The sequence below is a fragment of the Enterococcus sp. H57 genome, assembly GCF_003112495.1.
GTDB lineage: Bacteria > Bacillota > Bacilli > Lactobacillales > Enterococcaceae > Enterococcus_B > Enterococcus_B faecium.
The window spans coordinates 23,855-46,855 of record NZ_BEHC01000068.1; the positions used below are offsets into that span (position 1 = coordinate 23,855).

18 protein-coding genes are annotated in these 23,001 nt (G+C 39.8%); 2 read left to right on the forward strand and 16 right to left on the reverse strand.

From position 1 onward, the window contains the following. The 5 genes from DIZ30_RS13795 to DIZ30_RS11690 all read right to left on the reverse strand — a co-directional run. Positions 1-408, reverse strand: a 408-nt coding sequence (locus DIZ30_RS13795) for an iron-containing alcohol dehydrogenase (protein WP_234414814.1), incomplete at its 3' end; no start/stop codon positions are given. Between the two features lie 32 nt (positions 409-440). Beyond that, positions 441-1,463, reverse strand: a complete 1,023-nt coding sequence (gene aroF / locus DIZ30_RS11670) for a 3-deoxy-7-phosphoheptulonate synthase (protein ID WP_002323994.1) — start codon at positions 1,461-1,463, stop codon at positions 441-443. Positions 1,464-2,121: 658 nt separating this feature from the next. Beyond that, positions 2,122-3,096, reverse strand: a complete 975-nt coding sequence (locus DIZ30_RS11680; RefSeq protein ID WP_002326950.1) for a beta-galactosidase small subunit — start codon at positions 3,094-3,096, stop codon at positions 2,122-2,124. Then, positions 3,077-4,960 carry a glycoside hydrolase family 2 TIM barrel-domain containing protein gene (locus DIZ30_RS11685; RefSeq protein WP_002323992.1) on the reverse strand — a complete coding sequence of 628 codons (1,884 nt, stop codon included), beginning with the start codon at positions 4,958-4,960 and terminating at the stop codon, positions 3,077-3,079. Before DIZ30_RS11685 ends, DIZ30_RS11680 begins: the two co-directional genes overlap by 20 nt. 17 nt (positions 4,961-4,977) lie before the next feature. Continuing rightward, positions 4,978-7,203: an alpha-galactosidase gene (locus DIZ30_RS11690; protein ID WP_002323991.1), complete on the reverse strand. Its 2,226-nt coding sequence runs from the start codon at positions 7,201-7,203 to the stop codon at positions 4,978-4,980. Between the two features lie 113 nt (positions 7,204-7,316). Here DIZ30_RS11690 and DIZ30_RS11695 point away from each other — a divergent pair, with 113 nt between their 5' ends. Beyond that, complete coding sequence (locus tag DIZ30_RS11695) at positions 7,317-8,351, forward strand: LacI family DNA-binding transcriptional regulator (protein WP_061573505.1); 1,035 nt, start codon at positions 7,317-7,319, stop codon at positions 8,349-8,351. 67 nt (positions 8,352-8,418) lie between these two features. Here DIZ30_RS11695 and DIZ30_RS11700 read toward each other — a convergent pair whose 3' ends face one another. The 10 genes from DIZ30_RS11700 to pcrA form a co-directional block, all read right to left on the reverse strand. After that, positions 8,419-9,432, reverse strand: coding sequence for an alpha/beta hydrolase (locus DIZ30_RS11700; RefSeq protein ID WP_002323989.1), 1,014 nt, complete (start codon positions 9,430-9,432; stop codon positions 8,419-8,421). A 77-nt stretch (positions 9,433-9,509) separates the two neighbouring features. Next, complete coding sequence (locus tag DIZ30_RS11705) at positions 9,510-9,698, reverse strand: hypothetical protein (RefSeq protein ID WP_002288466.1); 189 nt, start codon at positions 9,696-9,698, stop codon at positions 9,510-9,512. Between the two features lie 442 nt (positions 9,699-10,140). Then, positions 10,141-10,269: a 30S ribosomal protein S9 gene (locus tag DIZ30_RS11710; RefSeq protein ID WP_002295229.1), complete on the reverse strand. Its 129-nt coding sequence runs from the start codon at positions 10,267-10,269 to the stop codon at positions 10,141-10,143. A gap of 2 nt (positions 10,270-10,271) precedes the next feature. After that, a complete protein-coding gene (gene rlmD / locus DIZ30_RS11715; protein WP_002323988.1) occupies positions 10,272-11,645 on the reverse strand; it encodes a 23S rRNA (uracil(1939)-C(5))-methyltransferase RlmD in 1,374 nt (457 codons plus the stop codon). A gap of 110 nt (positions 11,646-11,755) precedes the next feature. After that, positions 11,756-12,811 carry a diacylglycerol kinase gene (locus tag DIZ30_RS11720; RefSeq protein ID WP_002326946.1) on the reverse strand — a complete coding sequence of 352 codons (1,056 nt, stop codon included), beginning with the start codon at positions 12,809-12,811 and terminating at the stop codon, positions 11,756-11,758. A 9-nt stretch (positions 12,812-12,820) separates the two neighbouring features. Next, on the reverse strand, positions 12,821-14,251 hold the full coding sequence (gatB, locus tag DIZ30_RS11725; protein WP_002288473.1) for an Asp-tRNA(Asn)/Glu-tRNA(Gln) amidotransferase subunit GatB: 1,431 nt from the start codon (positions 14,249-14,251) through the stop codon (positions 12,821-12,823). Continuing rightward, positions 14,248-15,720: an Asp-tRNA(Asn)/Glu-tRNA(Gln) amidotransferase subunit GatA gene (gene gatA / locus DIZ30_RS11730; protein WP_002326945.1), complete on the reverse strand. Its 1,473-nt coding sequence runs from the start codon at positions 15,718-15,720 to the stop codon at positions 14,248-14,250. Before gatA ends, gatB begins: the two co-directional genes overlap by 4 nt. Next, positions 15,720-16,025, reverse strand: a complete 306-nt coding sequence (gatC, locus tag DIZ30_RS11735; RefSeq protein ID WP_002288477.1) for an Asp-tRNA(Asn)/Glu-tRNA(Gln) amidotransferase subunit GatC — start codon at positions 16,023-16,025, stop codon at positions 15,720-15,722. The genes gatA and gatC overlap by 1 nt, the downstream gene beginning before the upstream one ends. A 105-nt stretch (positions 16,026-16,130) precedes the next feature. Beyond that, positions 16,131-18,167 carry an NAD-dependent DNA ligase LigA gene (gene ligA, locus DIZ30_RS11740; RefSeq protein ID WP_002323115.1) on the reverse strand — a complete coding sequence of 679 codons (2,037 nt, stop codon included), beginning with the start codon at positions 18,165-18,167 and terminating at the stop codon, positions 16,131-16,133. A gap of 16 nt (positions 18,168-18,183) precedes the next feature. Further along, positions 18,184-20,418 (reverse strand): DNA helicase PcrA, encoded by a 2,235-nt coding sequence (gene pcrA / locus DIZ30_RS11745; RefSeq protein WP_002319708.1) that lies wholly within the window; start codon positions 20,416-20,418, stop codon positions 18,184-18,186. Between the two features lie 154 nt (positions 20,419-20,572). Between pcrA and DIZ30_RS11750 the strand changes: the two genes are divergently transcribed. Next, entirely contained in the window at positions 20,573-22,132 is a 1,560-nt protein-coding gene (locus DIZ30_RS11750; protein ID WP_002326944.1) for a ClC family H(+)/Cl(-) exchange transporter, read from the forward strand. A gap of 110 nt (positions 22,133-22,242) precedes the next feature. Here DIZ30_RS11750 and DIZ30_RS13800 read toward each other — a convergent pair. Continuing rightward, positions 22,243-23,001 (reverse strand): PTS fructose transporter subunit IIC (locus tag DIZ30_RS13800; RefSeq protein WP_234414815.1); only part of this gene is annotated, 759 nt, incomplete at its 5' end.

The window sequence follows — 23,001 nt, forward strand, 5'->3', positions numbered from 1 at the left end:
AGAATCTACTTGTGCAAGTAGCGTAGTCGGAATTTGAACGAAATGGATCCCACGCATGAACGTCGAGGCCACGAATGCGGCTAGATCACCCACCATTCCTCCACCAAGTGCAAGTATCCCATCGCTGCGGGTAAAATCATTATCTGCTAAAAAATCGTATAACTCAGCTGCTTGTTCTAAAGATTTACTGGTCTCACCCGCCGGTACGATTGAAAGGACTGGTTCAAAATTAGCTTGTCTCAATTGGAACATGATTTTTTCTGCATATAGTGGAGCAACGTTTGTATCAGTGATCACAGCTACTTTTTGAGGTCTCCAAATCGTTTGAAGCCATGATCCAGCCTGTTCTAGTGCGCCTTTTTCAATATGAATATCGTATTTTTGGTTATCAACATGTACAGTAAGCATTCGTTTCACTTCTTTCTTTTAAAAAGCTGGAATTAATCGAGTCTCTGAATCTTTTCCATTGCTTCTTTCATGATCGCAACTTCTTTCATCATGCGTGAGTAAGTCTTTTCATTCAACGATTGGGGACCGTCTGACCAAGCATTTGCAGGATCAGGGTGGATCTCTACGATCATGCCATCTGCTCCGCTTGCCACACCCGCACGAGCCATTGGTGGTACAAGTTCCCAAATTCCTGTACCATGACTTGGATCAACAATCACAGGGAAATGAGTTAATTTTTTCATCAATGGGACAGCACTTAAATCAAACGTATTACGTGTCGCTGTTTCGTAAGTCCGAATCCCACGTTCGATAAAAATGACAGGAGATTTGTCTTCGACTGCAATGTATTCTGCAGCATTAAGCCATTCATTGATCGTACCGGAAATTCCACGTTTCAATCCAACAGGTTTACCTGTTTTACCGACAGCAGATAGCAGTTTAAAATTTTGCATATTACGTGCGCCAATCTGTAGGATATCGCTGTACTCAGCCACCATGTCGATATGCCCTTCATCCATCACTTCAGTAATCACTTTCATTCCAAATTCATCAGCCGCTTGACGGATGTATTTCAATCCTTCTTCTTCTAAACCTTGGAAAGCATATGGAGAAGTACGTGGTTTGAAGGCACCACCTCGCAGAATTTTTGCGCCCCCGGCTTTGGCCATTCGCGCACATTCTCTGATTTGGTCTAATCCTTCGATAGAACAAGGACCAGCCATCGTCACGAAACTGCCGTCACCAATTTTTACTCCGTCTACATCCACGACTGTATTGCCAGGATGGAATTCTCGAGAAGTCAATTTGTATGTGTTTAAAATACGCACAGTATTTTCTACTCCTTCATAGCGTGTAAATGCTCCTTCTTGTAAACTTCGCGTATCACCTTTTAGTCCAATCACTACTCGTTCTGTTCCTTGATCGATTGAGACTTTGAATCCTTCTTTTTCGATATGATCGACGACTTTTTTTATTTGTTCTTCCGTTGCTTCTTTTTTCATAATTACTATCATTGTTTTTCCCGCTTTCTTTTGTTTACTTATCTATCTTGGCTGATTTTCTCTACTTTTTCAAGGTGGTTTTACATTAATTCCTACTAAATGACCGTGTCCTGTTGTTCTCATTTTCGCTCCTTCTTTCCTACTTATGACCCAGATAATCAACAAAAAAAGATGTCCCTGTAGGAAATTGCCTCTACAGTGAACATCTTCAACGAGCCTTAAAAAGCGCTGCAAAAATATAAAATAGCCACTATAGATGAATTTCTCTACGTGGCTGTAAGTCGTGTTTAAAAATCTTTAGCCATCATAGATACAAACCTGGTTTGTTTGTACCCACGAAGTCATGAATACAAACCTATCTAAAATAGCTAAAGTAATACGTATTCAGTTTTGTAAGTTTTCTAGATTTCATAAAAAATCGCTCCAAACTGATGTAAGAATTGTACCTAGTATAGACATAAAAAAATCGACTGTCAATCATTTTTATGAAACTTTTTTTAATTTTCTGATAGTTAACTTTGTTTTTCAGAAAAATAACAATTGGTTTTATTGAAGAAAATAGTCATGAACAAAAGTATCTGAGAACTTTTTTACTCTCTTGTTCATGACATATAGAATAAAGCAGCTTTGTCTTGTACACTCCGTTTTTCAAATAATAATCTAAAGATTGCTACTGAATAATAAAGCCGATTTCATGGTCCTCTTCGCTGCTGATTCGGTAAGGTGACTCAATATCCGCTCCCCAGCTATTGATACCCCCGACTCCTCTTACTTTTGCAAAAATCGTAAGAACCGTTCGTCTTTCTGGCGGTAGTTCTTCTATATGTGTTGCCTGTTCCAGTTCTTCTGCTTTGAATGGTAAAGCGGAAAAAGCAAATGGCGTATCCTGCTGTTCAAATCGCAACGAAAAATCTTCTTGATCTTTATCCGTATTATCCAACGTTTGATTTCTTGTTAGTTCTACCCATTTCGTTTCCATATGCATGCCGCATTCTTGGGGAACAAGGTATGGGGAAATGGGGAGTCCTGCCACTTTATAAATACCTTCGACACCACCAGCCATCCGATCCGGATATGTTTCCCCTGATAGGCCTTCATACTCAAAAAATTTTGCTTTCGTTGGCATAATGAACCTTAAACCCAATGCGGGTAATTCCGGTAATCCTTTTTGTCCATAATAATGCATATTGACAAGCATTTTACCCTCTCCAGCGATTTGGTAGGAAATTGTCACTTGGGTTTTTGGTACTGTGTTGATTTCCAGTGTAAAAATGATTTCAACCGTTTCAGCGTATTCATTACTTGAATATTGATTATTTACTGGAGCAATCGGCAAATCGATCTTTTTATTGTCCACCAGTACTTCTATTTCTTTGACTTTTGGATACAATCCGGCTCCTAACCACATACCGGATTTAAATCCAAATCCGCTACCTCTGTCATTATCGGTCGTTGCTCGCCAAAAAACTGGAAGTGTTTCCCGGTATAGCCATTCTTTTCCGTTTTTATTGAGCGATTCCAGTCCGCCTCTTGTATAAGAAAAAATATAATGCGTATTCCCCGATTTGACACCTAATGTACAGTCGCCGAAGACGATTGCAACTTTTTCCGTATCCATATGACTTTTATTTACTGTATTTTTCATAATAATATCTTACCTCCTGCATGGCGGGTTTTTCTTGTCCATCTGCAAAAACGATCCCATTCCCTGAGAATTCATAGTCACTTGGTTTATCGTCAAAGTCACCGCCATAGCGCATCACTTCTCTACCAGTGATTGGATCAGTCACTTGGATCGCCTGATCTTTAAAATCCCATATATAGCCTCCTTGGTACATTTCATAACGATCAAGCAACGTCATGTAAGAATCCATTCCACCTAACGAATTCCCCATGTCATGCATGTATTCACATAAGATGAACGGTTTTTCCGCTTTATTTTCAAGGTAGTCAATAATCTCTTCTGGTGGCGCATACATGCAGCTTTTTACATCTGAAATCGAATCTTCGAATGCTGGATTTGGAAAATTCCCTTCATAATGGACAAGTCGATCGGGGTCTACTTTTTTGAAGTAATCGTTCATTTGTCGAATGTTTTCTTCCGCATAAGATTCATTTCCAAGAGACCAAAAAAGAATACTTGGATGGTTTTTTAATGTTTCGAAATTCGTTTTTGCTCGATCAAGAACAGCCGCCTGCCACTGAGGTACTGCACCTGGTACGTTGTAAGAAGGCTCAAATGCGCCCATTTTTTGCCATGAGCCATGGGATTCGAGGTTCGTTTCCGCCATCACATGGATTCCTGCTTGGTCGCATAAATAATACCAAGTGATCTGGTTGGGGTAATGAGATGTCCGTACGCCGTTGATCTTTGCATTTTTTATGATAGCCAAATCTTTTTCCATATCTTCTATAGTGATGGCGCGTCCTTTTTTCGGATGCCACTCATGTCGATTTACCCCGTTGATAATCATCCGTTTTCCATTGAAGTATATGATTTTATCTTTGATTTCGATTTTACGAAAACCGAAGGAATAGTCAATATATTCTATTACTCTTTTTTCTTCGTCTATCGTCTCCAATTCAAGCTTATATAAATTGGGCTGAAAATGCCCCCACAGTGCCACATTTTCAAATCCATCGATGCGAATCGTCATTTGCTCTTTTAACGGATATTGCTGTTGATAGATTTCCTTCCCATCAGGATCTAGTATCGCTACATTCAGCTGACTGTTTTTGGCTACTTGCTCAAAAGACAAATCTACTTCAAGTTTGCCATTTTGACATTTGTCATCTAAGCGAGGTTTGATCCAAAGATCTTCTAAATGGTTTTGTCCTCGAGCAACTAAGAAGACATCTCTGAAGATCCCAAAAAATCGGAAAAAGTCCTGATCTTCCAAGAATGCAGCTGTACTTCTTTTGTAAACCTCCACAGCTAGAATATTTTCTTCTTCCAAATAAGGTGTTAAATCAAATTCAGACGGAGTGAACGAATCTTCGGCATACCCGATAAAATGACCATTCAACCAAATAAACATTGCTTGTTCTACACCAGCAAAATGAATCGAGATTTGTTTTCCCTTTAGACCTTCTTCTAATCGAAAAGTCGTCAAATACGAACCAACCGGATTGTCTTTAGCAGCTGAAAAGATCCCTTCCGCCTCTTTCTCAGGGCTTGTCGTGAAAGGGGGACGGCGAAATACATGTCCCTCCCACGGATACATCGTATTGATGTAATGGATCTTGTCATAATTTGCTAATTCAATATGACTAGGAACAGTGATTTCATCAAAAGAACAGGCATCAAAATCTTTTTTATAAAATGTTTTTGGACGTACCGAAGGATTTGGCGAATAACAAAAACGCCATGATCCATTTAAAGACTGTTTAAGGGAGGATGTGGTTTCTACTTCTTCCCTTGTTGCATAGCAAACATGATCGCTATGTGCATTTGATTGGTTCACTCTAAAAACTTGTGGATCATCTAACCATTTTATATTTGCTTTCATACTTTTTTCCTTCTCTCTCATAACTTTTTGAAATGAAGCAGTTCTGTTTGGAAATCACCTTGAAAATCGGGGAAGTAAAGTCCAACTGTCATCAATTCGGCCCCCGAAAATATCCGCTTCGAGGTCTGTTCCTGATAAAGTGTTTCATCATCTAACCCCATCAGATATACTTCATGGAACGCTGGTTGAGCTGAAGCTAGTATCCTCCCTAAAAACACAATAGCTTCATCTTGTTTAGGAGACACAAACATCCATGCGGCAATATTTTCTTCAAAAGGACTCGCCAAACGATAATAATGGCCATACTGGATCACCGGACGAATCGTTTGATAGGATATAATTTGGTCTTTTACTTGCTTTTTTTCTTCAGGAGACAGCTTTGTCAAATCCAGTTCATAACCAAAAACAGCGCTCATAGCTGTTTCTCCTCTTGTTTTCAACGAAGTAGATCTGTCGGTCTGATGATTTGGTACAGCTGATACATGAGCTGTGATGGACGAAATCGGATAAGCAAGACTTGTTCCATATTGGATTTTCATACGCTCCACTGCATCCGTGTTATCACTTGTCCATGACTGCGGCATATAATAAATAAACCCGGCATCAAACCGTCCACCTCCACCAGAACAGCCTTCCCATAAGATTTCCGGATAATCAGTTGTCAAATGTTCAAGTAGTTCATAAAGCCCGAGCATATAACGATGCGCTACTTCTCCTTGTCTCTGTGGGTCAAGGGTAATCGAATAGACATCTGAAAGCGAACGGTTCATATCCCATTTGATGTAGTCAAGAGGAATCGTATCTAAAATCTTTCTCATTTGTTTCTCAATCGTCTGTCGAACATCTAACCTTGTAAAATCCAGTACATGTTGTGATCTGGAAGCAGAAGGCATTCTACCTGGCTCCTGCATAAGAAAATCAGGATGTGTTCGATACAGTTCAGAATCAACCGAGATCATTTCAGGTTCAAACCATAAACCAAATTTCAATCCTTTGCTATGAGCATAATCTGCTATTTCACGTAATCCATTTGTCAACTTGCCTTCATACTCGAACCAGTCTCCTAATGAAGAATTGTCCGCATCTCTTTTTCCAAACCAGCCATCATCTAATACGAACATTTCGATGCCTAGCTTCTTTGCTTCATCAATGATCGCCTTGATTTTTTCACTATTGAAGTCAAAGTAAGTTGCTTCCCAGTTATTGACCAGAATCGGCCGTTCAGCAAATTGATGACGACCTCTTGCGATTCTTTCACGTAGCAACTCATGGTGGATCTGACTCATTTTGTTCAATCCCTGATTTGAGTAAGAAAGGATCATTTCAGGTGTTTGAAAAGACTGGCCTGCATTCAATTCCCACGAAAAACGATGGCTGTTGATCCCACCGACGACTCTCAATTGATTGATTTGATCTTTTTCAAGTTCGAAAGAATGGTTGCCGGAATAAACAAATTGAAGTCCGATCGCTTCTCCAGTATTTTCTGTCGTATGATGGTGAACTAAAGCAATAAAGTTATTCATATGGTGACTGCTCGTTCCTCGACGGCTTTCAAATACTTTTGTTCCAGATAAAACAGATTGCCGTGAAATCTGTCTTTCATTGACATGTGCTCCTGGCAAAGCAATGACTTCATCAAATCGCCTAGTATGGGCAAAGTCTAGCTGGAAACTAGCTGCTTTTTCTAGTTTGATTGTTTTTCCGGTTTCATTTCTTATCTTTACAGATCGTGTGATCACTGCTCTATCAGTAAATATGGTATAGAACAAATCGAAATAAATCGCTGTTTCTCTATCCTTAAGTGAAATCACCAACGTTTGTGCCTCTGACTTGTCCATCACATAAGTTTGAGGCAAGCCTTCGATCTCTGGCTTCCCATCTGTAATATAATGGCTGTCATATCTCAGATCCAGTAAGTCTGACCCATTCTTGCGCTGAATGATCGATGCGGGCGTTCGAAAGTCCATGCTGCCATGAGAAGAGTATTCTTGCGGTAGTGTATCTTTCGACAGAAACCGGTCAGGATTTAAGGGAACATTTCCTGAAAATCCACGATCTCTTCGGGGATAATTTTTATTGTCTTTGTACTGCTTGACTGGTTTGCCAAAATAAATATGCGCCAATACATTGCTTTCTTCTATCTTTATCAGATAAGAAAGAAAGGTATTTCGTAAATGGAAGACTCGGCTCTTTTCATCAAATAAGATGAAATTTTTATCTGTTTTTCTATGCGTAATATCCATCATTTCACTCCCATCAAAACGGAAACCGTTTACTTTTTTTATAATTCCTGTATACTGTTTACTAAACAATTTTGTCAATAAAAATTTTTTATTTTTTTGAGGAGTGTGTAAAAATGGTTGGAATTAGAGATGTCGCACGAAAGGCAAATGTCTCTCCTGCTACAGTTTCCCGCGTGTTGAATAACGATCAGACGATCCATGTGGCTCAGGCTACTCGGCAACGGATAGTAGAGGCAGCTGCTGCGTTGGATTATGACATCAGTACTCGTAAATATATCAAAAAGAGAATGCCTTCGATTGGTGTGATCTCTACGATCGGCAAAGCGAGCGAAGAACAGGATATCTATTACAAACATTTGCGAGTAGGGATGGAAGAAGAAGCTCGACGTCTGCATTTAGGGATGAATCGAATCTATAATCTATCTGATAATCCTAAACAATGGGAAGATCTAGATCAGTTAGGTGCGGTGATCGTTGTTGGGACTGTTACGAAAGAATCGATTACCGCCTTGTTAAAACAAAACATGCAAATAGTCGTCGTGGATAACCCTGACATCCAGCAAGAGGTCGATATGGTGTATGCAGATCTTGAACGGATGACTAAAACCGTACTGGAATTGTTCTTAGAAAATGGTCATAAAAGAATAGCCTATATCGGGGGATATAAAGTCGATATGGATGAATTCGGTGGGAAGCAGATTTCTATAAATGAAAAGAGGATGCGTGCCTATCAGCATTTTATGATCGATCATCACTTAGAAAAATATATGTCTTATCGTCTAGGTGGCTGGACAGAAAAACAAGGTGAGGTACTTGCGACTGATCTATTAGAAAATGAATCCCCTCTTCCTACTGCCATTCTTGTCGGGAGCGATCCAATGGCAATCGGTGTCTATCAGGCATTGAAGCAAAAAAACATCCAAATTGGAGAAGAGATTGTTGTAGCAAGCTTCGATAATATCGAGACAATTGCAAATCTCTCGCCTGGCTTGACCAGTGTTCAAATCAATGCAAAATCAATTGGGCAAGCAGCTGTTCGAATGGCATTGGAGCGAATTGACGGTATACGTGATGAACCGATCATTTTGACTTATCCTGCGCGATTGATTATTCGGGATAGTTTTATCTCAAGAACAAAAAGATATTGAAAAAGAGATTGTGAAAAAGCCGCTTAGTTTCTTCATACTCAAAACTAAACGGCAGGATCACAGCCTCTTACTTATACTTATTCACAAAATCCAATGTCTGCTGGTAACAATTTTGCGATTCTTTTAACGTGTAATCAAATTGGTATTCATGAGTAATCTCTTTTTTTGTATCTGTATAAAACAAGGATTGAACGGGTACTTTTAATTCTGTCAATCGGTTTTCTAATGCTTGACCTTGTTCTTGGAATGAGTAAGCATTTCCGTCAGTTATATACGTTGGCGGAAATTCCTTAGAAACATGGTCAGCCACACTGGCTTCTTTCAATTGCTCACTCGTTTTCCAATCTTTTGTTCCAATCAACGACCACGCAACGGTTTTGACGAAAAACTTCATAAATCGATCATCCGAATGCTGCTGTGCTGTTAGCTTCAAATCAACAGGTCCGCAATAAGAAATGGTTCCTTTCAGACTATCTTTTGGAAGTAGCTGTTTGATTTTCATTTGTTTAGCATACGCGTCATTCGTTTGTATAGCTGCATATTGCAATGCGATTTGTGAACCTGCACTATCTCCACCAAAAAATAATTGTTCCATGTCTAGCAATTTGTCGTCTTTTTCTTCAGCTAATAAATCTTTAATCAGTTCATTCACTTGAAGAACTTGATTAGGGTATTCTGAATCAGGCGCTAATTCATAATTCATCGCAACCACTGCGATGTTGGCGTCTGAAACTAATTTTGTCGCAAATTCTTTGACACCCGATTTATCTCCGCCGACGAATCCTCCACCATGTACCCAAAATAGAACAGGAACAGGCCCCTTGCTGTTTTTTGGATAGTAGATGTCATAAGTATTCTCTTTATACTTGGACTCATACGTCAAATCTGTTTTTTTCGCCACGTTTTTTTCTGCTTGATCGAACGTTTTTTCATCAGTGATTTGAACAGTATTTGAAAACATATGGTTGATCAAGAATGCTCCAGGTCTGGGGGAAAGCTGGAAGGCAAGAAAGATTGCAAACACGATCCCAAGAATGATTCCGAAGAACCATCCGATAAATTTAAGAATTTTCTTTTTCATAAGGCTCCCTCAGTAGTTAGTATTAAGCATTCTGATTATACCATAGTGTTATTTCCTATCAAGCTCTCCTAGATGATTTAATGATTTTCCCCAAACTTCTTCTGCAATGCTTTTGACAAAAGAAATTTTTTCCATTGTTCTTCAAACAAAACATTTTCTTCTTCTGTTGAAGCAAATCCACATTGAGGACTTAAGCACAAACGATCCAAAGGCAGATATCGTGTCGCTTCGTAGATCCGGTCAATCACTTGCTGGTGCTCTTCCATTTCGCCATTTTTCGTTACAGTCAAAATCTAAGACAACTAATTTATCTTCAGAGACTTTCTCTAAAAGAACAAAGCTCCCAGCACGTTCACTATCGTATTCTAAATAGTAGGCACGGACATTTTCTTGAGTAAAATAATGGGTCTGCTACGTCGTCATAACCCCCTGATGCCCCGCCCAAATCGAATAATAATTTCCGCGTCAAATATGTATATTTAGTGTTGAATCATTTGAGAATATGAAAATAAAAATCTTTTTGATCAATCAGTTAAGCAAATTGAAATAACGAAAAATCTGAGACAGAATGACGTTCATTCTGACCCAGATTTGATTTTGCACAACTCATCAGTCCTTATTGGCAAATCGCCAAAATAATGTAGACTAACTAAAAAGACTAAGAAACAATAACAAAAGTTAACGCTCCTTAGTCTTTCTTTAGCACGTCTATTTATTAAAGATTTTAGGGCCTTTTCTCATGTTTTTACGATCATTCTTAGGTGTTTCCATTTGTTTGGATCGGCCTCCACCTTGTTTCTTTTTGATCAATTCTTTCATTTTTTCTTTTTGGTCCATTTTTATTCTCCTTTAACGAATGAAGCGACTAATTCGATATGATGGGTTTGCGGGAAAAGATCTACAGGCTGAACTTTCTTCACGGCGTAACCTGCTTCTGCAAATAACTTAGCATCTCTTGCAAAAGTTGCTGGATTACAAGAGATATAGACGATTCGTTCTGGTGACATTTCGATTGCTGATTCAATAAAATGATGATCTAATCCTTTACGTGGAGGGTCTACTACGATCACAGATGGTTTGACCCCTTTTTCTTGCCATTTTTTCATGACTTTTTCTGCTTTCCCGACTTCATAATGAACATTTTCGATTTTATTATTTAAGGCATTGAACTGTGCATCTTCAATTGCTTCTGGAATAACTTCCATCCCATATACCTTATCTACTCTGTCAGCTAGAGACAATCCGATTGTACCTATTCCTGAATAAGCATCGATCACAATGTCTTTTTTATCCAACTCGGCAAATTCGATGGCTGTTTGGTACAAATACTCTGCTTGTTGAGTATTTACTTGATAAAATGACTTCGCTGAGATTCGATAGGTTTTTCCTAATAGCTGATCTTCGATATAGTCTCTGCCATATAAAACTTTTTCTTTGTCTCCTAAAATCACATTTGTTTTTTCTTCATTGATATTTTGGATGACCGAAACCACTTCTGGCAATTCTTCATGAATGGCTTCAGCAATTTCCTTGGATTTAAAAAATTTTTCTTTACGAGTAACTAAAACGACCATCATTTCATGGGAATAATGACCACGACGGATAATGATGTGACGAAGCTGTCCTTCATTTTTTTCTTCATTATATCCTCGTACTTGGAACCGTTGCAAGATATCTCTGACTACTTTGATTGCCTGATCGATGACAGGATCTTGGATATAAAAATCTTCGATAGGGACTAGATCATGGCTATTCTTTTTGTAAAAACCAGTGGCTAACTGTCCATCGATACGGCGAACAGGGATCTGTGCTTTATTACGGTAGCCAAATGGTTCTGCCATTCCGACCGTTGGAAGTACAGGAACTTCTGGCATCTTAGCAATCTTCGCCATTACATGCTCTACTTGTTTTTGTTTGAAGACAAGCTGTTGTTCATACTTCAAATGGGCTAAAGGTGCGATACCTGTGCGAAGTAATGCATTGTTTTCTACAGGCTGACGATCAGGTGATTGTGTAATAAATGTTTCGACTTTTCCATATCCAAACTTATTGCCTGCTTTTACTACTAGTATTTCTACTTCTTCTCCAGGGAGTGCATTTTCGATAAATAATGGATAACCATCGATTTTTGCTACCCCCATTCCTTCATAACTCAAGTCGACGATTTCGACTGTATATCGTTCGTTTTTCTTTACTATTTGCTGTTCTGTCATATTTTGCTCCTTTAAGCCTATTTTTCAATCCTACTGAACTCTACTATAAATCAGCTAATTACACAACTAAAACCGGCACTGACCTTACTACGTTCAGCACCGGCTTTTGATTAATTCTTTTGATTAGGTGTTTCGTCTGCTATTTTTCCGTCACCGTCGATATCTTCATCCGTTAAACGTTCGACTTCTTTTACAAATTCTTTGCTAACAACCTCTAATTCTTCTTCATCTGTGCCTGTGATTGCTTCATCAGGAATCTGATCGGTATTGGCAAAGAACTCAATATGCTTATGAAGATTTTGGAAATGCATCGGTGCTTCCCCACCATATTCACCATCTAAGTTGATCATTACTGGTCGATTGATATCATCTTCTGTTTCGACGAATAAACTGCTTGTTTTGGTATAGATTACTCTTGGATCATCGACATGACGACCGCCATTCAGCATGAGTGCCGCAATATGCAAGATCTCAAAGATATTTGCTGTCTTCACAATGATTAAAGAAAACTTCCCATCATCCAATTTGGCATCTGGCGCGATCTGTTCGAATCCTCCAACAGAGTTCGTCAGCCCTAGGAAAAACATCGAAGCATTTCCGATATATTCCCCTTCATCATACTTCAAGCGCATTTTGATGGGCTTTACTCGAGGGAGCATCTCTGCTCCTTTTGCAAGATAAGCAAGATAACCAAAAATACTCTTTAGTTCTGATGGAACTTCATAAGTCAATTCTGTCAAATAGCCACCTGCAGCGATATTGATGAAGTAACTGTTATCAGAAAGGCCGATGTCCATTTTTACGGTTTGATGCTTTTTGATCACTTCTGCTGCTGCTTTAATATTATCTCTAGGAATTTTTAATGCTCGAGCATAGTCGTTCGTTGTACCAGCTGGGATGATGGCCATTTTAGGACGGTGTTCAAGCGGAGCGATTCCATTAACCACTTCGTTGATTGTGCCATCGCCACCAGCTGCCACTACTAGATCAAAACCTAGTTCTGCGACTCTACGTGCTTCATTCTTGGCTGAATCTGGTTCTGGTGTAGTTGCATAGGCGCTGGCTTCAAATCCTGCTTCTTCTAATGACTGTAGGATATCCGCCAAATTTTTTTTCAATAATTCTTTTCCCGAGGTGGGGTTATAAATTACGCGTGCTTTTTTCATTTTCAGCCTCTATCGTTTCGCTAATTCATCTTTAAGTAGCTTATTCACGACACCAGGATTTGCTTGTCCTTTAGTTGCTTTCATGATTTGACCGACTAGGAAGCCAACCGCACGATCTTTTCCATTTTTGAAATCATCGACAGATTGTTGGTTGTTATCCAAAATTTCATTAATGATTGGAAGCAGTTTGTTCGGATCAGATAATTGCACCCAACCATTTTTTTCAACTACTTCTTGGGCTTCTCCGCCATTTGTGATCAATTCACGGAAGACTTTTTTGGCGATTTTTGAGCTGATCGTTCCATCGGCGATCAAACGAATCATTCCTGCTAAGTTCTCAGGTGTCAATTTTGTCTCAGCTAATTCCAGTTTCTCACTGTTCAAGTAAGCAGAAACTTCACCCATCAACCAGTTAGATGCTTGCTTGGCATCTGCACCATTTTCCAAAACAGCTTCAAAGAAATCAGACATTTCTTTTGTAAGTGTCAATACCATTGCGTCATACTCTGGAAGACCAAACTCACGGATATAGCGTTCGCGACGAGAAGCTGGCATCTCAGGCAAACTAGCTTTTACTTTTTGAATCCATTCGTCATCGATCACGAATTTCGGGATATCAGGCTCTGGGAAGTAACGATAATCACTAGACCCTTCTTTGACACGCATCAAAACTGTTTTATTCGTTGTTTCGTCAAAACGGCGTGTTTCTTGTTGGATTTCTCCTCCTGAAAGAAGAACTTTTGCTTGACGTTTTTCTTCAAAAGCTAAACCTTTTTTCACGAAAGATAAAGAGTTCAAGTTTTTCAATTCTGCTTTCGTACCGAACTCTTCTTGTCCATAAGGGCGAAGAGAAATATTGGCATCACAGCGCATAGAGCCTTCTTCCATTTTCACATCGCTGACTTCTGTAAATTGGATAATTGAACGCAATGCTTCTAGATAAGCGTATGCTTCTTCTGGTGAACGCATATCAGCTTCAGAAACGATTTCGATCAAAGGCGTGCCTTGTCGGTTCAAATCAACGTAAGAATAACCGCCAATACCATGCATGTTTTTTCCAGCATCTTCTTCTAAATGGACACGTTCGATCCGGATTTTTTTCTTTTTACCTTCTACTTCGATTTCGATCCATCCGTCATGACCGATTGGTTGATCAAATTGGGAAATTTGATATGCTTTTGGATTATCTGGGTAAAAGTAATTTTTCCGGTCAAAATGAGTATCTTTAGAGATTTCACAGTTTAATGCCAAAGCTGCTTTCATCCCGAATTCCAGCGCAGCTTTATTCATTACTGGCAGCACGCCTGGATAACCCCAGTCGATCACGTTTGTATTGCTGTTTGGTTCTGCACCAAAATGAGCTGGCGCTGGAGAGAAAATTTTTGAGTTGGTTTTTAACTCGACGTGGACTTCTAGTCCAATGACTGTTTCAAAATTCATTCGTCTTTCCCTCCTAAAATAGCTGGTTGTTGTGTGTGGAATTCTGTTGCTTGTTCAAACGCATATGCCGCTTGATACATCGTTTTTTCATCAAAATAATCACCGATGATCTGCAATCCAACTGGTAATCCTTCTGATAAACCTGCCGGTACAGACATACCTGGAAGTCCAGCCAAGTTGACAGGGATCGTTAAGATGTCACTCATGTACATTGTGATTGGATCGTTAATGTTCTCACCGATTCCGAATGCAACTGTTGGTGAAGATGGCCCGATGATCAAGTCATAATCTGCAAAGACTTTTTCAAAATCTCGTTTGATCAATGTACGGACTTGTCCTGCTTTTTTGAAGTAAGCGTCATAATAACCCGCACTTAAGGAGAATGTACCTAACATGATACGGCGTTTTACTTCTTCACCGAATCCTTCTGAACGTGAGTTGACATATACATCATCTAATGATTTCACATTTTCAGAGCGATAACCGTAGCGGATACCATCGAATCGTTGCAAGTTGGAACTTGCTTCTGATGAGGCAATGATATAATAAACAGCCACACCGTATTTTGAATGAGGCAAGCTGACTTCTTCCACAACAGCACCTAATGAACGGAATGTTTCTGCTGCTTTCAATACAGCTTCTTTTACGCCAGGGGCCACACCTTCGCCTAAGTATTCTTTAGGTAAAGCAATCTTCATTCCTTTGATGTCGCCTGTCAGTCCCTCTGCAAAATCAGGAACTGAAACGCCTGAAGAAGTACCGTCTTTTTCGTCATAACCGCTGATAGCTGTCAATGCTAATGCATTATCTTTCACCGTACGGGTCATTGGTCCGATTTGGTCAAGAGATGAAGCAAAGGCAATCAAACCAAAACGTGAGACACGGCCATAAGTAGGTTTCATCCCTACGATGCCGTTAAAAGCTGCTGGTTGACGGATACTTCCCCCAGTATCACTACCTAAAGAAACTGGAATTTGTCCAGCTGCAACTGCTGCTGCAGAACCACCAGAAGAGCCACCAGGTACTTTTGTTGGGTCCCAAGCATTTTTTGTTTTCTTGAAATAAGAAGTTTCTGTACTTCCACCCATAGCAAATTCATCCATGTTTAGCTTACCAACAGGGATCATATCTGCTTGATAGATTTTATCCATGACCGTTGCATCATAAATTGGTTCAAAATTGTAAAGGATCTTAGATGCAGCGGTTGTCAAGATATCTTTTGTTACGATATTATCCTTGATACCAATTGGAATACCAGCAAGGACGTTGCTTTCATCAATCCCTTTTTCATCTAAAGCTTTTGCCTGTTCCAATGCTTTTTCTTCGTTCAATGTAATGAATGCTTCGACCTCAGGCTCTGTTTCTTTGATTCGTTCAAATGTTGCTTTTGTCAAATCTTGTACAGTGATTTCTTTCGATACAAGCATATGATGCAGTTCTTCTAGAGAACGATTGTGTAATTCTGTCATTATGCGCCAGCCTCCCCATTATCGATGATTGCGGGTACTTTGATAAAGCCGTCTTCTGTTTCCGGCACATTTTTCAATAATTCATCGCGGTTCCATCCAGCTTGCGCCCGATCTTGTCGCATCACGTTTACTGTTTCAACCACATTCGACGTAAATGGAACACCTTCCGTATCTACTTCTTCCAGCATTTCAACCATATCGATGATTTTACCTAATTGGTCGGTAAAACTTGCAAGTTCTTCATCTGCGAACGCAAGTTTTGCTAATTTGGCAACGTGTTTCACTTGTTCTTCACTAATCGCCATACTACCCCTTCTTTCTAAACGAGTTAAAAACTTTGCTCTCTATTTTAACACAAGAGTGCCGTGTCTGAAATTGTTTATTGAAATTTGTCTGAAAAAACTCATTTTTCATTCTTCTACTGAGCGACTTTTAGCCAATGCATCTGCCATTTGATCTTCTGTCCAAACTTCGATTCCTAATTCTTGTGCTTTGGTCAGCTTGCTGCCAGCATCTTCTCCTGCTACCACGATATCCGTTTTTTTCGATACGCTACCAGTCACTTTCCCGCCAAGATTTTCGATCGTCTCTTTTGCTTCTTCACGAGTAAATCGTGTTAGTTTACCAGTAAGGACTACTGTTTTTTCTTTAAAAGGAGACTCGACTTCTTGCAATTGGGCATTTCGAAGCCCTTTGTATTCGAAATTGACGCCTGCTTGTTTTAATTCATTCATCAATTCATGGACTTCTTCGTTACTGAAATAAGTGACTACACTGTCGGCAATGATATCACCGATCGTATCAAGCGCAATAATCGACTCATAGTCACTTTTACTCAATGTTTCTAGATCACCGAAATGTTCTGCTAAAATTTTTGCTGCTTTCGCTCCGACATGTCGGATTCCTAACCCGAAAATCAACCGCTCGACCGAATTATCTTTGCTGTTGTCGATTGCTGTCAAAATATTATTTGCTGATTTTTCTTTTATTTTGTCCAACGTCAATAACTCTTCTTCTGTCAATTTGTAAAGATCAGCAACATCTGCTACTAGTTTTTTATCATACATCTGTTCAAGTACGCGCGGCCCCAACCCATCGATATTCATCGCATTTCTTGAAACAAAGTGGTTCAAACCTTCTTTCATTTGAGCAGGGCATTTAGGATTGATGCACCGTAAGGCTACTTCTTCATCCAAATGGACAAGTTCACTTCCACAAACTGGACAATGTGTAGGCAATTGGTATTCTTCGCTGTCTTTAGGTCGTTTATCTAACACGACTTGCGAAACTTCTGGGATGATGTCTCCCGCTTTATAAATCAGAACTGTATCTTTCAAGCGGATATCCTTCAACTTAATATAATCACCGTTATGCAGGCTGGCACGGCTTACTGTCGTTCCTGCTACTCGGACTGGTGTCATGATAGCTGTTGGCGTTACTACCCCTGTTCGACCGACTGTCCATTCGATGTTTTCGATTAGCGTTTCAACTTCTTCTGGCGGAAACTTGTAAGCTGCTGCCCATCTCGGTGCTTTGACAGTAAAACCAAGTTGATCTTGTAGCGAGAATTCATTCACTTTGATGACGATTCCATCGATTTCATAGGGCAAATCCACACGTTTGTCATGATATTCTTCAATGTATGACCACACTTCATCAATCGAATGACATAGACGTTTTTCCCGATTCGTGTGGAATCCAATTTTTTCTAGCTCTTCTAGCGCATCATACTGGGTTTTTGCTTGCATAGGACCGAAATCAGCTACTGTGTATAAAAAAGTGTCCAGATTTCTTTTCGCTGTGATTTTAGAATCTAACTGACGCAAAGAACCAGCTGCGGCGTTCCGAGGATTCGCAAAGATATCTTTTCCCTCTGCTTCTCTGTCTTGGTTCAATTGGACAAATGACCGTTTTGGCATGAAACATTCGCCTCTTACTTCGATGTTCATTGGTTCTTTTAATTTGATTGGGACCGACCGGACAGTTTTTAGGTTTTCAGTGATGTTTTCTCCTACAGTTCCATCCCCGCGAGTCGCACCTCTCACGAAATTTCCATCTTCATAACGCAAAGAAACGGAAAGTCCATCTATTTTTAGTTCACAGCAATAGTCAACTACACGTCCCACTGCTTTTTGTACACGTTGATCAAAAGCTATCAGCTCTTCTTTGCTGAAAACGTCGTTCAAACTGTAAAGCGGAATATCATGAGTGACTTTTTCAAAACCTTCTAATACTTTTCCGCCTACTCGTTGAGTGGGAGAATCAGACGTGATCAAATCAGGATATTGTTCCTCGATTGCTACTAATTCTGCGTATTCTTTATCATAAACATAGTCTTCCACTGTTGGTTTATCTTCTACGTAGTATTCGCGAGACCATTGGTTCAGTCTTGTACGAAGTTCTTCTGCTCGTTTAGCAGCTTCGTCAATCGTCATTTCATGTTCCATCATTTACCCTCCACTACTAAGCTTTTTCAATTGGCGCAAAGGCAGCCAAAAGACGTTTTACTCCTTGACTTGGGAAAGCCACATCTAGTTCTAGATCCTTCGACGTCCCGCTTACTCGGACGACTGTTCCTAGACCCCATTTTTTGTGTTTGACTTTATCTCCAGGTTTCCAGCTGTTATTTTCCCCTCCAGTAGCACTTTTAGAGGGAACAACCGCTGTCTCTGGCTGTTTATAGCTATATGCTGTTTTTTTAGCGAATACAGGTGTTTTTTTAGGCGTAGGACGCATGCCTTCGATTTCCAGTAACTCCTGATCGATTTCTTCTACAAAACGAGAAGGTCGGTTATATTGCGTCCGTCCATATAATGTTCTGGAGAAAGCATTTGTTAAATACAACGCTTCTTCTGCTCGCGTGATCCCCACATATGCGAGACGGCGTTCTTCTTCCAGTTCGCTTTCTTCCATCAATGCTCGAGATAAAGGAAAAACCCCCTCTTCTAGACCAATCAGGAATACAACTGGGAATTCTAATCCTTTGGCTGCATGCAAAGTCATCAATGTCACTTGGGAAGCATCTTCTTCTAAATTGTCAATGTCGGAAACAAGTGCCAGATCATTTAAGAAGACCGTTAGTTTTTCTTCTGGTGCATCAGCGTCTTCTTCATTTTGCTGTTCGAATTGTTTGTCAAATTCTTGTGTGACCGTTAAAAATTCCTCCAAGTTTTCGATGCGTGCTTGTGCTTCTAATGTATTTTGGATTTTTAAGTCTTCTAGATATCCGCTACGATCCAAAACCTCTTTCGTCAATTCTGTCACTGTCAAGTATGGGATCATCTGAGTGACTTCTTGGATCATCTCTCCAAATGCACCTAATTGCTGTCCTGCTTTTCCACCGATATTTGCCAGATCCACATTTTGCGCTGCTTCAAGCAGTGGCCATTCATGAAGAGAAGCAAAACTGCGTAGTTTTTCGATAGATCCTGGTCCGATGCCTCGTTTGGGCGAATTAACGATACGCTCAAAACTGATTGAATCTTGAGGATTTGCCAGCACATTCAAATACGCTAAAATATCTTTGATTTCTTTACGATCGTAGAACTTGTGCCCTCCAACCATTTTATAAGGAATATTTGCTTTCAACAGAGTTTCTTCCATTACACGAGATTGTGCGTTCGTCCGGTACAAGATGGCAAAGTCGCCGTAATTCCGATGATTGCTTCGAATCTCTTCTTGCATCCGGTCTACGATAAAACGGGTTTCGTCTCGTTCATTATCTGCACGGTAGTAAGTGATCTTGTTTCCTTCTTTGTTTTCTGTCCACAAGTTTTTTGGTTTTCGATTGCTATTGTTTTCAATGACTTGGTTTGCTGCGCTAAGGATGTTTTTCGTGGAGCGATAGTTTTGTTCTAGCAAAATTACTGCAGCATCTGGATAATCTTTTTCAAAATCCAAGATGTTCTGCATATCTGCACCGCGCCAGCCGTAAATACTTTGATCTGCATCTCCCACGACGCACAGGTTCCTAAATCTACCTGCCAATAAATTGACTAGCGTATACTGTGCGTGATTTGTATCTTGGTACTCATCTACATGAATATAATGGAATTTGTTTTGATAATATGTGAGTGAATCAGGATGTTCTTCAAATAATCGAATCGTATTCATGATCAGGTCGTCAAAGTCCATACATTGATTATATTGAAGCTCTTTTTGGTAAGCAGCATAACATTTTGCCGCAATCTCTTCGTAATAACTGCCTTGCATTTTTGCAAAATCCTGAGGGGTCTGCAGGCTGTTTTTTGCTTGAGAGATTGTTCCTAATATACTTCGAGGATCATATTTTTTCGGATCAATGTTCAGTTCTTTTAGTATCCGTTTCATCAAGGTCAGCTGTTCAGAAGAATCGATGATTGTAAAGTTCCGGTTATACCCGATAAAATCAACATCTCTTCTTAAAATACGCACACACATCGAGTGAAAAGTCGATACCCAGACATCTTCGCCTCCAGATGCGAGAATCGCATTGACACGTTCTTTCATTTCTTTTGCAGCCTTATTGGTAAAAGTAATCGCTAGGATGTTCCAAGGATTGACTTCTTTTTCCTCAATCAAATAGGCAATGCGGTGTGTCAACACTCTCGTCTTTCCACTTCCTGCACCTGCCATTAGCAGTAATGGTCCGTCAGTGTGAAGAACAGCTTCTTTCTGACGGGGGTTCATCCCGTTTAATAATTCAGCTTTGGATGACATTAACAACATCCTTTCTTTTATCAATCTTGTTAATTATAGCATTTTCTTGGCTTTCATTAAACTAGCTAGTTCAAAATCATTTGTTTCTTTTTATGGATTTTTCCTTGTCAATTCGTTGATTTCGCGCTAAATTAAAAGAAAGCGAGGCGTTTGAATGGAAAAAAAAGGAAAAATCAAGAAATTAGATAAGACTCAGATATATTTTATTCTAAAAGGAATATTTGTTGGACTGCTGACAGGAATCGTCGTTAGCCTGTTTCGATTATCTATCGAAAAGCTAAGCGATTTAGTTCGAAGTATCTATGAAATGAGTCGGGAACAGCCGATTTACTTAATTGGCCTAGCTATTTGCTGCATCCTTGCAGCATTTTTCGTGGGTTATCTGGTCAAAAATGAACCGGATATCAAGGGAAGCGGGATTCCACAAGTAGAGGGACAGCTTCGCGGGGAATTATCAATGAACTGGTTCTCTGTTTTATGGAAAAAGTTCATTGGCGGTGTACTTTCAGTTGGTGCGGGCCTTTTTCTAGGTAGAGAAGGACCTTCTATACAGCTTGGCGCATCCATTGGACAAGGAGCTGGACAATTGTTTCGGAGTCCATCTTCAGAAGAAAAGATTTTAATTTCTAGCGGTGCAAGTAGCGGACTTGCAGCAGCATTCAATGCTCCTATCGCAGGATTACTCTTTGTTTTAGAAGAAATCCATCACTCCTTTTCTCCACTTGTTTGGCTGACATCATTTGCTTCAGCAATCACTGCTAACTTCGTCTCTCTTTACTTTTTCGGCTTGAGACCTGTTTTATATCTAGGTGATCTTCCTTCTTTGCCGTTGAAATATTATGGTTCCTTAGTGATCTTAGGAGTACTTCTAGGCGTCTTAGGTTTTATTTATCAGAAGGTCTTGCTGGCTTTGCCAAAATTTTACAACCGATTGCCTTTACCAGCTTATTTTCACGGGTTCGTTCCTTTCTTGCTGATTTTGCCAATTGGTTATTTATGGCCTAGTACTCTAGGCGGAGGCAATCAAATCGTTTTAGCTTTTGGACATGCTTCCTTGCCAATCATTATGATTATCGGTTTGTTTGTTCTTCGATTCGTTTTTTCCATGATTTCTTACGGTGGTGGTCTTCCAGGGGGGATTTTCCTTCCGATATTGACATTGGGGGCTTTAATCGGTAGCTTTTATGGAAACATTATGGTTGATTTCGGGATGGATCCAATCTACATCAAGGATTTTGTCGTTATTGCCATGGCTGGTTATTTCACAGCGATTGGAAAAGCACCGCTGACAGCAATTATTTTAGTGACAGAAATGGTTGGCTCTCTTAATCATCTGATGCCTTTAGGATTGGCTGCTCTTGTTGCTTATATCGTCAATGACCTTCTCGGCGGTAATCCAATTTACGAATCATTATTGGAACGTCTACTTGGAAATACTCAGACCGCCTCACTAAAAGGTGCAAGGACAACTTTTGATTTTCCAGTAACGGCAGAGAGTTCTTTAGACGGTTTAATGGTACGAGACTTCAATTGGCCTAAAAATATGCTGCTAATCTCTATACGCAGAGGAAATCAGGAAATCTTGACTCACGGTGATACGATCATGAGTGTAGGAGATATTTTGGTTATCTTGACTGATGAAGCAAACTTGCCAAGAATCAAGCAGGAAATCGAGGCTAAATCTTCTATCACAAATTTGAAGCAATCATTTTAACGAACATGGAAAAACTATTTTACAACAACTATTCATCTACACTACTTGATTCTATATGATTCTATAAAAAAAGAAGAGGCTGGGAAAACCCAGCCTCTTCTTTTTTATTTCTATGCTTCTGCTTCTGCAGGAGCTTTTCTCAATAACCCATAAATCACACCAGATACGACTGCTCCGATAGCAATAAACACCAAATACATGACCGGGTGACTCAGTAAGAATACAACGAAAATCCCGCCGTGAGGAGCCAGTAATTTGATCCCGAAAGCTCCGACTAATCCGCCAGTTAAAGCAGAACCAATAATAAAACTTGGAATGGCACGAATCGGGTCAGCAGCTGCAAATGGAATCGATCCTTCCGTGACAAACGATAGTCCCATCACGATGTTCGTCAAACCAGCATCTTGATCTGTTTTGCTGAATTTATTCTTAAACAAACGTGTAGCAACGAAAATTGCCAATGGAGGTACCATTCCTCCAGCCATAACAGAAGCCATCACGACACTTCCGCCAGTTGCAACAGTCGTAGCTAAAGTTGCTGTACCAAACACATAAGCGGCTTTGTTGATTGGACCGCCCAAGTCTGCAGCCATCATTCCAGCTAATAATGCACCAAGTAAAGCAGCATTCGAACCACTCATACTTGTCAAGAAACCGTTCAATGCATCATTGATTGCTTTCATAGGAACATTGACCAGCAACATCAAGAAACCAGTAATCAGTAATCCAAACACTGGATAAAAGAGGATCGTTTTGATTCCATCCAATGATTTTGGTAAGTTCTTGAATAATTTACGTAAAAATACGATGACATAACCAGCTAAGAATCCACCAATCAGTGCACCTAAGAATCCTGCACCGCCTGTATT